The organism is Neisseria sp. HMSC058F07, assembly GCF_001810035.1.
Taxonomy (GTDB): domain Bacteria; phylum Pseudomonadota; class Gammaproteobacteria; order Burkholderiales; family Neisseriaceae; genus Neisseria; species Neisseria perflava.
The window spans coordinates 52,856-63,634 of sequence record NZ_KV799687.1 but is presented as its reverse complement, the minus strand read 5'-3'; the positions used below and the strand labels follow the sequence as shown (position 1 = coordinate 63,634).

Below are 10,779 nucleotides of genomic sequence, written 5' to 3'. Positions count from 1 at the left end.
CGTACTCATCGACTCGTATTGCTCGCCCAAAGCTTGAGCCTCCAAATCCGCCATCCGCTCGCGGCGCGACATTTCCAACTTCGCCGCCGACACCACCGGCTTAGAGCAGCTATGCAGCATCGTTCCCGCCAAGACCGCCCAAAACAACAACCAAAAAGCCAAACCGATCCACTTGGTTTTCCGTTCGCAAAACAAATTAGACATTTTCCTATTTCCTTATAAATCAATTACTTAATATTTTTTCAAGGCAAAAAAATTATTGCGTACCCAATCCGCCTTAACCTGCGCCGCCCATTCCTTGGCTTCCTCTTTGCTCTCGAAGCGTTTCCGTAGTCGGCGGATTTGCAACCATGCAAAGCCTTCTTTGCGCTTGCCGCGTATATCCGCACGCCAAATCTTCCGCCGTTTATGGGTTTCATAATCGTGCCAAGTGTCCTCATAGACTCCGGCGTGTACCGCATATTCGTGTCTCATTTCAGACGGCCTTTCTTATCGGATAATCAGGGAGCTGTATTTCTTAACGATACCGGCCTGCATCTTGATACCGTTCTTGTTCGCCGTGCGTACCGCGCCGCGCATCAATTTGCTCATCCGGCGCGTATTGCCGTTACTATGTTTAACCAGTTCCAGGAGCGTTTCTTCGTCCGCATCAGGCAAAGCCGCTTTCGCAATCTCAAAGAGCTCGTCATCCGGCAAAGATTCGCCCAAATTCAGCGCAACAGACATGCGGCTATAAAGTTGCACCAGCTCGCCATGCTTACCGCGCAAATTCGCAACCAGTCGTGGCATACCGCTCAATACCAAGCCGCAGCCAGTCTCATCGTGCAGACGGCGTACAATTTCAAGGGCGCGTAAAGGCAGGTTTTCCGCTTCATCGACCACAATCAGACGGCCCGAATCGCGCAGGCGGTCAGATACAGACTCAAACAAATCATTCAGGCTGCCCATCGCTGATACCTTCGCCGCAGTCGCCAACTTGCGCATCAAGACCAAAGCCGTAAAGCTCGGATTAGCCTCAATCAAGATGGCCGCGGGGTTTTTCTCGCAGTAGTTTTTGACCGCCTGCGTCTTGCCCAAGCCGGCCTGACCGTAGATCACCACCGTTTCACCACCTTCGTGCGCATCGCGCATCACTTCCGCGATTCGGCGTGTCGTCTTAGTCGATACAAAACCCAACACCAGCTCTTCACGTTGCGCTTTACTGTCCTGCATCTCCAAAAACGCCTCGATTTTCGGCTCGATGGTTTCATAATTGCCGCCTTTTTCCGCATAAGTGCCGTTCAGATACATACTGATGGATGCCGGCGAAGTACCGATACCGCGTGCCAGTTGGGTTTGGTTCATGCCTGATTTGGCTTTAAATTCAGCCAGTTTTTGTTGCAATGTATGATTGATTTGTTTCATTTTTTTAGTCCTTTTAAAAGAGGTTTAAAACCGTTTTAACTTCTATCCGCCTCAAATAGCACAAAATCGTCCGTGCCCGTTTTCGGCAATACCGCATACTCCGCCTCGATGACGTTTCCGCCCAAATGTCCCAGCTCGTCCCAAACCGCAGCCTGTTCCAAAGCCGGATTGACTTCCGCGTTTGCGAGCTTGATTGCATTTTCCGCCCGCTTGATTTTGCCTTTTCGGCGTTTTTCCGCCAGTTGGTCGATACGAGCCGTCGGGAAAGCCTCGCGGGTATTGCCGTTGGCCTGCGCCTTAGTGATAAACTTGCCGTCCATATCAAACACATTGACCGCCGACGCATCGCTCAAATCGTAGCTGACCCGTACCTCGTCCTTGTGATACTCCGCCAGCTCAGTTGAGAAATAAGAGTTGTTGAACAAATCCAGCCAACCGCGCTGTACCTTTCGCACCTCTTGCGGCATAAACATCGTCGCCAGTTCTTCCGCCGACAACATATCCGGCGCGATACCGTCCTGTTCCAGCCTCATTTCCCGATAAGCCTTCGGCGTATAATGCCCGCCGTCAGGATGTCGGGGCAGCTCGCCGTGCGGGCGGTTGTTGTATTCGTCGATACACTTGACCACATCCGCGATAAAGCGCGACCAGCTCGGCAGTTTTTTCAAATATTTCTGTTGTTCCTCCGTCAAATCCTTGCCTTTTTCCCAAGCGTTAAAAGCACTTTCCATCTTGCGGTACATCAGGTTCTTCGTGCTGCTGTCCATCCCCGCGCCCGCAAACGTCTCATACTGCCGCGCCATCTCAATAAGATTGTCTTTCCACCATCGCTCAATGATGCCGCGTCCTTGCGGATTGCCCGCGATACCCGTTTCATGCCGGATACCCAGTCGGGACGTAATACCCGTGATTTCATGGTCTATCGTCTTGCCGGTTTGGCCGCCGCCGTTATCCGAGTAATAGATAATAGGCAAACCAAAATGCTTGACCCCGATACGCAGAGCGTCCGATACCGCCACACAACTTTCAGCCAACGAAACCGAAAACCCAACCACAAACCGCGTACAACCATCAATAATCACCGTCACTTCCGGCTTAAACGGCCTGCCGTGTACCGGATGAGCCACCTTCGCCTTAAAGCTGTGGCCGTCGCCGATCCAAACATCGTTCGGCTTCAAAGCCCCCCAATCACGTTTCACATAAGGCAGCAGCGATTTATAAGCTGCCCCCGTTTTCCTGCCGCGCTCCTGCATAATCAACGGGAGCTTGTCCCAAACGCGCCGCACCATACTCAAGTTAGGCACATCATTGACCGGCATATTTTCCGCTTCCGCCCACTGCACAAACCGGCGGTAGCTGTGTGCCAGTTTCGGCGCTGACGGGATATTGTGAAACTGCATAAACATCGGCAACCAACCGTAGCTCTCAATCGGCTTAACCACCTTCGTCGTCTTCGGAGCCAAAGCAACCAACCGCTCTGTCGCGTTTTCCGCTTTCAAATAAGCAGAAATCCAGCCGTCTAAAGTACGTTCGCCAACCTTTGCCGACCGGCTGCGGTCATTGGCCTTTTCCAAATTCCCTAGCGTGACCGCGTCCAATTTACCTTCTGCCAGCAAGCCCAAAAACTGAGCCACCGCAGCCTTCGCAGAGCAACCGTATTGATATTTAATCCCCAACACCGCCGCCACCACCGCACATCGCGCATCCGCCACCGACCGTTGTTTCTCGTTCAACAGCTTGGCCGCTTCAGCCAGTGCCTGAGCCGACATCGCCGTCCCCGGTCTGACTTGGGGCAGGGTTTTCGGCATCTTCTCCGCCAGCTCGTCCGACTGCCGTTTCATGATGGCTGCTCGGATTTCGGCAGGGAGGGAAGCGATTAAGTATTTTTTCAGACGGCCTCCACGCGCTTTGCCAACTTCTTCGATGTACGGCCAGCCTTGTGTCTTGGCTCGCTTCTCAATCGCCTGTCTTGATACTTGTAGATTTGGCAACCGTAAATTTGCGAGTTCTGATGATGAAAGACTATCTGTTTGCATATAAAACTCCACTTATCCCGCTTTTAGTTCATTTGTAATCATTTGCATGATTTCTTTTAAACATCTGCGTATAATTAGTGCGAAGCACTTAATACTGGCTTGAAATTACGTTCTTCATAGCGTGTCGGCCAAATTACTTCAGGTGGGACGCCTATTGCATCTGCAATGATTTTTTCTCCTTTCAAATAAGGGAATTGCAATGCGCCTTTCAATGTATTTGGTGACAAGCCGGATGCAACACTAAGAGCTCTTACTGACCAACCACGTTTTTTGAGTGCTGCAACAATATCTGCGCGGTGCCAATCTGCGTTTTTTTGTACCATTTCACTTACTCCATACGTTAAACCGTTTTTCTAACCGTTTGTTCTTGGTTGATTGAATAATATATGCAACCAGATAATATGTAAAGCGGTTGCATAGAGAAAAATATAAGCTTTCGCTTAGGTTTTCTGTATGTTTTTGTTTATTAAACGAATTAATTTTATGCAACAAAATACATTTAGTTGCATAGAAAGTTGCATAGATATTTTTATGTATGCAACCACATATAGAGATAACTTATGAATACTTTTAAAGAAAGATTGACCTACTTATGGCGCGATAACCCAAAGCCTGCGGTTATTGCAAGAGATATTGGAATGAGCCCGCCCGGATTTAACCGGATTTGGTATAACGACGGCCTTCCAAACACTGAAACCCTTATAAAGATTCAAGAATCTACCGGGTGTGATTTGAACTGGCTGCTGACCGGCAAAGGCTTACCGTATCTTGATAAAGCCAGACCAGAAAACGCCGGGGCATTCTCTGTAAGCAGAAATTCTGATGGAATTACTGACACTATGGGCAACCCTGTCGACTTGTCAGAGTTTGTATTCGTGCCGCGCTACAACGTAGCCGCAGCAGCAGGGTATGGTGCACCGGTCTTCGGCGAAGAACCTTTGTTCTGCTTGGCTTTCCGGAAATATTGGATTGACAACTATGTGACCAAACAGCCGGAAAAGCTGTCTGTAATTACCGTTAAAGGCGATTCAATGGAGGGTGTGCTCAATCATGGGGATTCCATTCTCATCAATCACGCCGAAACCGACCCGCGTGACGGCCTATATGTCTTGCGTATAGGCAATGACCTCTTTGTCAAACGTGTGCAACGTATACCGGGCAAACTGCTTGTAACGTCTGAAAATCCACGTTACGCACCGTTTGAAATAGATTTGAGTAATGCCCAAGACGACATCGCCATCATAGGCCGTGTTGAGTGGTATGGCCGGAGTATTGATTAAATCCATTTTAAAAACCTCTTAAAACAGTTTTAAAAATTCCCTAATCTCGTCAGCTTTAAACAGAAAACCGCGCATTCCGGCGCGGTTTTGTGAAAAAGCTGGCGTAACTTTTCCGGATACAAAAAAACGCCGAAATCCACATCTTTCGAAGATTTCAGCGTTTTTTTACTCTATTTGTTCCTTGTGCAAAAACTAACAGTCCCCCACACTTTAGTCTATTGAAACAATAGATTAAATATCCAATTCTGCCGTATCGCCTTCTTTTTCCATCCATGCGCGGCGGGCAGCGGCTTCGCCTTTGCCCATCAGTTTGACGAAGATATCGCGTGTTTCGTCATCTGCACCTTCTGGGATTTGCACCTGCAACAGACGGCGGGTGTCGGGGTGCATGGTGGTGTCTTTGAGCTGGTCGGGGTTCATCTCGCCCAAGCCTTTGAAGCGGCTGATGGAATAAGCAGTTTCTTTGACGCCTTCTTTTTGCAGTCGCTCCAAAATGCTGTCGAGTTCGTTTTGGTCGAGGGCGTAGAATTTGCGGGCGGGTTTGCTTTTGCCTTGTGCGTTGACATCGACGCGGAATAGCGGCGGCTGGGCGACGTAGATGTGTCCGTCGGCGACTAGTTTCGGGAAGTGGCGGTAGAACAGGGTCAGCAGCAAAACTTGAATATGCGAGCCGTCCACGTCGGCATCGGACAGGATGGCGATTTTGCCGTAGCGCAGGCCGCTTAAGTCGGGATTGTCATTGATTCCATGCGGATCAACGCCGATGGCGACGGAAATATCATGGATTTCGGCGTTACCGAAGAGTTGGTCGGGGTGGACTTCAAAGCTGTTGAGCACTTTGCCGCGCAGGGGCAGGATGGCCTGTGTAGCTTTGTCGCGGGCAAGTTTGGCAGAGCCGCCGGCAGAATCGCCTTCGACGAGGAAGAGTTCGTTTTCGCGAATGTCTTCGCTTTCGCAGTCGGTCAGCTTACCGGGCAAGACAGCGACGCCGCTGCCTTTTTTCTTTTCAATCTTTTTAACCGAACGCATCCGCGCTTGTGCCTGACGGATGGCGAGTTCGGCGATTTTTTTGCCGTAGTCCACGTTTTGGTTCAGCCACAATTCCAAAGGATCGCCCGATACAGTGGCAACGAGTTTCAGCGCATCGCGGTTGGTCAGCTTGTCTTTGGTCTGACCTTGGAACTGCGGGTCGAGGACGCGGGCGGAGAGGACGAAGGCGGTTTTGCTGAACACGTCGTCGCTTTGCACTTTCACGCCGCGCGGCAAGAGGTTGTGCAGATTGATGAAGTTGTTGACGGCGTTAAACACGGCTTGTTTCAAGCCTGCTTCGTGCGTACCGCCCAGAGGGGTGGGGATGAGGTTGACGTAGCTTTCGTTGGCACACGAGCCTTCTTCCAGCCAAGTCAGGGCAAACGCGGCGCCTTCTCCGATACTGAAATCGCCGTTGTGGCCGTCTGAAATGTAGTTTTCACAAGAGAAGATAGGCACGGCTTCTTGCGCGTCGGCAATGAGGTCGGTCAGATAGCTTTTCAAGCCGTCTGGATAGTGCCAAGTTTGGGTGTATGTTTCGTTTTCGCCTTTAACCGGACGGGTCAGGGAAACGCGTACGCCCGGCAACAAGACGGCTTTGGCGCGCAATAGGCGCTCGAGTTCGGGAATGCTGTAATTCGGGCTTTCAAAATATTTGCCGTCCGGCCAGACGCGCACTTCGGTGCCGCTGTCTTTGACGGCGCATTTGCCCACTTCAGTCAATGACTCAATGACGTTGCCACCGGAAAAGACGATGCGGTGGACTTTGCCTTCGCGTTTGACCGTTACTTCAAGGCGGGTGGAAAGGGCGTTGGTCACAGATACGCCGACGCCGTGTAGGCCGCCTGAAAAGGCATAGGCGCTGCCGCCGTCTTTTTTGTTGAACTTGCCACCTGCGTGCAGACGGGTGAAGACGAGTTCGACTACGGGTACGCCTTCTTCAGGGTGCAGGCCGACGGGAATGCCGCGGCCGTTATCACGGACGGAAAGCGAACCGTCTTCATGAATTTGCACGTCGATTGCAGTTGCAAAACCACCTAACGCCTCGTCCGCCGCATTATCAATTACTTCCTGACAGATATGGGTCGGGCTGTCGGTACGGGTGTACATGCCGGGACGTTCTTTGACCGGCTCCAAGCCTTTGAGGACGGTAATGCTGGATTCGCTGTATTGATTGTTTTTAGCCATAGGAATAATGTAAAGGCCGTCTGAAAAGATGAAAAACAACGCTTTCAGACGGCCTGAAAGCGTTTGGGTTATAGGTTTTCTATTGGATTGCGACGGATAAAGTCTTCATAGCTTTCTATGCCGCGCAAGAAACGGGAGAGTTCGGTCAATGCGTCCAAATACACGCCGCGCTTGAAGTCGATGACTTCGTCAACTGGCGCCCAGTATTGGTGCCAACGCCAGCCGTCGAATTCAGGATGGTGGCAGGCGCGGAGGTTGACGTCGCTGTCGCGGCCGACCAAACGCAAAAGATACCAAATCTGTTTTTGTCCGCGATACGAACCGCGCCATTCGCGCCGCACCCAGTGGCTGGGCACGTCATAACGCAACCAGTCGCGCGTACGGCCAACGATTTTGATGTGTTGCGGCAACAGGCCGACTTCTTCGTACAATTCGCGGTACATGGCGGTCTCAGGGCTTTCACCCGGCTTGATGCCGCCTTGCGGAAACTGCCATGAATGTTCGCGTACGCGTTTGCCCCAAAAGACTTCGTTACGTTCGTTAATCAGGATAATACCGACATTGGGGCGATAGCCTTCTCTGTCTAACACGGGGTCGCCCTTCATTAAATTCAATCGTGCAATTTTCCCACAAATTGGGCGGTTTTGACAAATCTTGAGGCCGTCTGAATAAGCCCACAGTTTTTTCCAGACGGCATGAAACCGTTTCTGAAAAAATGTTGTTTATGAATAAAACCATAGCTTCAGGCCGTCTGAAAAATGAAATTTTTTTCTGCTTTAAGGTCTTGCATTCAAAAGCTTTTTGCCGTTTAATGCAAACCTTGCTGAATCAAGGGCAAAGGACACATGCCGGCCGCCCCCACAGTTTCCCTTTTGTAAGTGGCATCTGCCACCGCTGCAATATTTTTACCTCCCGAACAAAAGGTCTGAAACCATGAAAAAATCTTTGATGGCGGCGGCAATCGTGAGCCTCGTCTTGACTGCGTGTAGCGGCGGACAAGGAACCGCCGCAGAATCTTCCGCATCTCAAACTTCCTCTTCCCAAACCGATAAACTCAATATCTACAACTGGTCGGATTATGTCGATCCTGCCACGCTGTCTGCGTTTGAAAACAAAACGCATATCAACGTCCGCTACGATTACTACGACAGCAACGAAGCGCTGGAAGCCAAGCTGCTGACCGGCAAGTCGGGTTATGACTTGGTTGCACCTTCTATTGCTAATGTCGGCCGTCAGATCAAAGCCGGCGCGTATCAAAAAATCGACAAATCGCAAATTCCTGATTACGCCAATATCGATCCCGATTTGTTGAAAATGATGGAAACCGTCGATCCGGGCAACGAATATGCCGTCCCTTATTTCTGGGGCATCAATACGCTGGCGATTAACAAACAGCAGGTTCAAAAGGCTTTGGGTACGGACAAGCTGCCTGAAAACGAATGGGATTTGGTGTTTAACCCTGAATATACCCAAAAACTGAAATCCTGCGGCATCAGCTATTTCGACAGCGCCATCGAGCAGATTCCTTTGGCTTTGCATTATTTGGGCAAAGATCCGAACAGCGAAAACCCTGACGACATCAAAGCCGCAGTCGATATGATGAAAAAAGTGCGTCCCGACATCAAACGCTTTACCTCATCCGGCTATATCGATGATATGGCTGCCGGTAATCTTTGCGTATCGGTAGGCTACGGCGGTGACCTTAATATTGCCAAAACCCGTGCCAAAGAAGCCGGAAACGGCGTCGAAGTCGAAGTATTGGCGCCGAAAAGCGGCGTCGGTATTTGGGTGGATTCGCTGATGATTCCGCGTGATGCGCAAAATGTGGCCAATGCACACAAATACATCAATCACACGCTCAATCCGGAAACAGCGGCTAAAAACGGCAACTATGTGACTTATGCTCCGGCCAGCCGTCCAGCGCGTGATTTGATGGATGAAAAATACACCTCTGACGAATCGATTTTCCCAAGTAAAGAATTGATGGAAAAAAGCTTCATCGTCTCTCCCAAGTCAACCGATGCGAGCAAACTCAGCGTTCGCCTATGGCAGGCTTTGAAAGCAGGGCGATAATTAAAATTGAAATTTGAATACTCAGGCCGTCTGAAACAGTTTTTCAGACGGCCTGAGTGTTATAATTGTCAACACTTTTCAAATATCCTATCAGGAGAAACAGCGTTATGAACAATTCAGTCATCACCGTCATCGGTAAAGACCGTGTGGGCATTGTGTACGACGTTTCCAAAATTTTAGCGGAAAACCAAATCAATATTCTCAACATCAGCCAACAGTTGATGGACGATTTTTTTACCATGATTATTTTGGTGGACACTTCAAAATGCGCTAAATCGCGTCAAGAGGTTTTGGATTTGTTTGCGGAAGAGAGCAAAAAACTCGTGCTTGACATCCGTATGCAAAACGAAGAAATTTTCCAAGCCATGCACCGTATTTAAGTCGGAGGGAGAGTCATGAGTATTCAATCCGGCGAGATTTTAGAAACCGTCAAAATGGTGGCCGACCAGAACTTTGACGTGCGCACCATTACCATCGGCATTGATCTGCACGACTGTATCAGCAGCGATATCAATGTGTTGAACCAAAATATTTACAATAAAATTACCACAGTCGGCAAAGACTTGGTGGCGACGGCAAAATATCTGTCTGCCAAATACGGCGTACCGATTGTGAATCAGCGCATTTCCGTCACGCCGATTGCCCAAATCGCCGCAGCTACCCATGCCGATTCCTATGTCAGCGTGGCGCAAACTTTGGATAAGGCTGCCAAAGCCATCGGCGTGTCTTTTATTGGCGGCTTTTCCGCGCTGGTGCAAAAAGGCATGTCACCTTCAGACGAGGTGTTAATCCGCTCCATTCCCGAAGCGATGAAGACTACCGATATCGTGTGCAGCTCCATCAATATCGGCAGCACGCGCGCCGGTATCAATATGGATGCGGTCAAGTTGGCAGGCGAAACCATCAAACGCACGGCTGAAATTACGCCCGAAGGTTTCGGCTGCGCCAAAATCGTCGTGTTCTGCAACGCGGTGGAAGACAACCCATTTATGGCGGGCGCGTTTCACGGTTCGGGCGAAGCGGATGCCGTTATCAATGTCGGCGTATCCGGCCCGGGTGTTGTAAAAGCCGCGTTGGAAAATTCGGATGCAACGACACTGACCGAAGTTGCAGAAGTCGTGAAGAAAACTGCTTTCAAAATTACCCGCGTGGGCGAACTCATCGGCCGCGAAGCCTCAAAAATGCTGAATATTCCGTTTGGTATTCTCGACTTGTCGTTAGCACCAACCCCTGCCGTCGGCGACTCGGTGGCACGCATTCTTGAAGAAATGGGTTTGAGCGTCTGCGGTACGCACGGCACGACAGCGGCTTTGGCCTTGCTGAATGATGCCGTAAAAAAAGGCGGCATGATGGCTTCCAGTGCGGTCGGCGGTTTGAGCGGCGCATTTATCCCCGTTTCAGAAGACGAGGGCATGATTGCCGCTGCCGAAGCCGGTGTGCTGACGTTAGATAAACTCGAAGCAATGACCGCTGTCTGCTCCGTTGGTTTAGACATGATTGCTGTACCCGGCGATACGCCTGCTCATACCATTTCCGGCATCATCGCCGACGAAGCCGCCATCGGCATGATCAACAGTAAAACAACTGCCGTGCGCATTATTCCGGTAACCGGCAAAACCGTCGGCGACAGCGTCGAGTTCGGTGGCCTGTTGGGCTACGCGCCTGTGATGCCGGTTAAAGAAGGTTCGTGCGAAGTGTTTGTCAACCGAGGCGGCAGAATCCCGGCTCCGGTTCAATCAATGAAAAACTGATTGGATTGATAAATAAAA

The 10,779-nt window shown here is 50.3% G+C and carries 11 protein-coding genes; 4 read left to right on the top strand and 7 right to left on the bottom strand.

The window, feature by feature from the left end:
- The 5 genes from HMPREF2696_RS06635 to HMPREF2696_RS06615 all read right to left on the bottom strand — a co-directional run.
- The coding region (locus tag HMPREF2696_RS06635; RefSeq protein WP_070588170.1) for a hypothetical protein at nt 1-204 on the bottom strand (204 nt) is incomplete at its 3' end.
- 27 nt (nt 205-231) lie between these two features.
- Nucleotides 232-474: a toxin PIN gene (locus tag HMPREF2696_RS06630; RefSeq protein ID WP_070588169.1), complete on the bottom strand. Its 243-nt coding sequence runs from the start codon at nt 472-474 to the stop codon at nt 232-234.
- Nucleotides 475-489: 15 nt separating this feature from the next.
- Nucleotides 490-1,404 (bottom strand): AAA family ATPase, encoded by a 915-nt coding sequence (locus tag HMPREF2696_RS06625; RefSeq protein WP_070588166.1) that lies wholly within the window; start codon nt 1,402-1,404, stop codon nt 490-492.
- 35 nt (nt 1,405-1,439) lie between these two features.
- Nucleotides 1,440-3,440 carry a Mu transposase C-terminal domain-containing protein gene (locus HMPREF2696_RS06620; protein WP_049343955.1) on the bottom strand — a complete coding sequence of 667 codons (2,001 nt, stop codon included), beginning with the start codon at nt 3,438-3,440 and terminating at the stop codon, nt 1,440-1,442.
- 74 nt (nt 3,441-3,514) lie between these two features.
- Nucleotides 3,515-3,763, bottom strand: coding sequence for a helix-turn-helix domain-containing protein (locus HMPREF2696_RS06615; RefSeq protein WP_039862369.1), 249 nt, complete (start codon nt 3,761-3,763; stop codon nt 3,515-3,517).
- 237 nt (nt 3,764-4,000) lie between these two features.
- On the opposite strand from HMPREF2696_RS06615, the gene HMPREF2696_RS06610 reads away from it, so the two are divergent.
- On the top strand, nt 4,001-4,720 hold the full coding sequence (locus HMPREF2696_RS06610) for a S24 family peptidase (protein WP_004520485.1): 720 nt from the start codon (nt 4,001-4,003) through the stop codon (nt 4,718-4,720).
- A 231-nt stretch (nt 4,721-4,951) separates the two neighbouring features.
- Here the strand turns inward: HMPREF2696_RS06610 and parE are convergent, their stop codons facing one another.
- Both parE and HMPREF2696_RS06600 read right to left on the bottom strand, forming a co-directional pair.
- Nucleotides 4,952-6,937, bottom strand: coding sequence for a DNA topoisomerase IV subunit B (parE, locus tag HMPREF2696_RS06605; protein ID WP_004520486.1), 1,986 nt, complete (start codon nt 6,935-6,937; stop codon nt 4,952-4,954).
- Nucleotides 6,938-7,005: 68 nt separating this feature from the next.
- Complete coding sequence (locus tag HMPREF2696_RS06600) at nt 7,006-7,542, bottom strand: RNA pyrophosphohydrolase (RefSeq protein WP_049336237.1); 537 nt, start codon at nt 7,540-7,542, stop codon at nt 7,006-7,008.
- Nucleotides 7,543-7,870: 328 nt separating this feature from the next.
- Here HMPREF2696_RS06600 and HMPREF2696_RS06590 point away from each other — a divergent pair, with 328 nt between their 5' ends.
- The 3 genes from HMPREF2696_RS06590 (at nt 7,871) to HMPREF2696_RS06580 (ending at nt 10,761) form a co-directional block, all read left to right on the top strand.
- On the top strand, nt 7,871-9,010 hold the full coding sequence (locus HMPREF2696_RS06590; RefSeq protein WP_070461990.1) for a polyamine ABC transporter substrate-binding protein: 1,140 nt from the start codon (nt 7,871-7,873) through the stop codon (nt 9,008-9,010).
- A 107-nt stretch (nt 9,011-9,117) separates the two neighbouring features.
- Nucleotides 9,118-9,390, top strand: coding sequence for an ACT domain-containing protein (locus HMPREF2696_RS06585; protein ID WP_070461992.1), 273 nt, complete (start codon nt 9,118-9,120; stop codon nt 9,388-9,390).
- A 15-nt stretch (nt 9,391-9,405) separates the two neighbouring features.
- Entirely contained in the window at nt 9,406-10,761 is a 1,356-nt protein-coding gene (locus tag HMPREF2696_RS06580) for a PFL family protein (protein WP_036493871.1), read from the top strand.
- The last annotated feature ends 18 nt before the right edge of the window (nt 10,762-10,779 follow it).

Excerpts from the sequence above, each read along its gene's own strand:
- HMPREF2696_RS06630 (WP_070588169.1), bottom strand. The coding sequence starts at position 474 with ATGAGACACGAATATGCGGTACACGCCGGAGTCTATGAGGACACTTGG.
- HMPREF2696_RS06585 (WP_070461992.1), top strand. The coding sequence starts at position 9,118 with ATGAACAATTCAGTCATCACCGTCATCGGTAAAGACCGTGTGGGCATT.
- parE (WP_004520486.1), bottom strand. The coding sequence starts at position 6,937 with ATGGCTAAAAACAATCAATACAGCGAATCCAGCATTACCGTCCTCAAA.
- HMPREF2696_RS06580 (WP_036493871.1), top strand. The coding sequence starts at position 9,406 with ATGAGTATTCAATCCGGCGAGATTTTAGAAACCGTCAAAATGGTGGCC.
- HMPREF2696_RS06590 (WP_070461990.1), top strand. The coding sequence starts at position 7,871 with ATGAAAAAATCTTTGATGGCGGCGGCAATCGTGAGCCTCGTCTTGACT.
- HMPREF2696_RS06610 (WP_004520485.1), top strand. The coding sequence starts at position 4,001 with ATGAATACTTTTAAAGAAAGATTGACCTACTTATGGCGCGATAACCCA.
- HMPREF2696_RS06620 (WP_049343955.1), bottom strand. The coding sequence starts at position 3,440 with ATGCAAACAGATAGTCTTTCATCATCAGAACTCGCAAATTTACGGTTG.
- HMPREF2696_RS06600 (WP_049336237.1), bottom strand. The coding sequence starts at position 7,542 with ATGAAGGGCGACCCCGTGTTAGACAGAGAAGGCTATCGCCCCAATGTC.
- HMPREF2696_RS06625 (WP_070588166.1), bottom strand. The coding sequence starts at position 1,404 with ATGAAACAAATCAATCATACATTGCAACAAAAACTGGCTGAATTTAAA.
- HMPREF2696_RS06615 (WP_039862369.1), bottom strand. The coding sequence starts at position 3,763 with ATGGTACAAAAAAACGCAGATTGGCACCGCGCAGATATTGTTGCAGCA.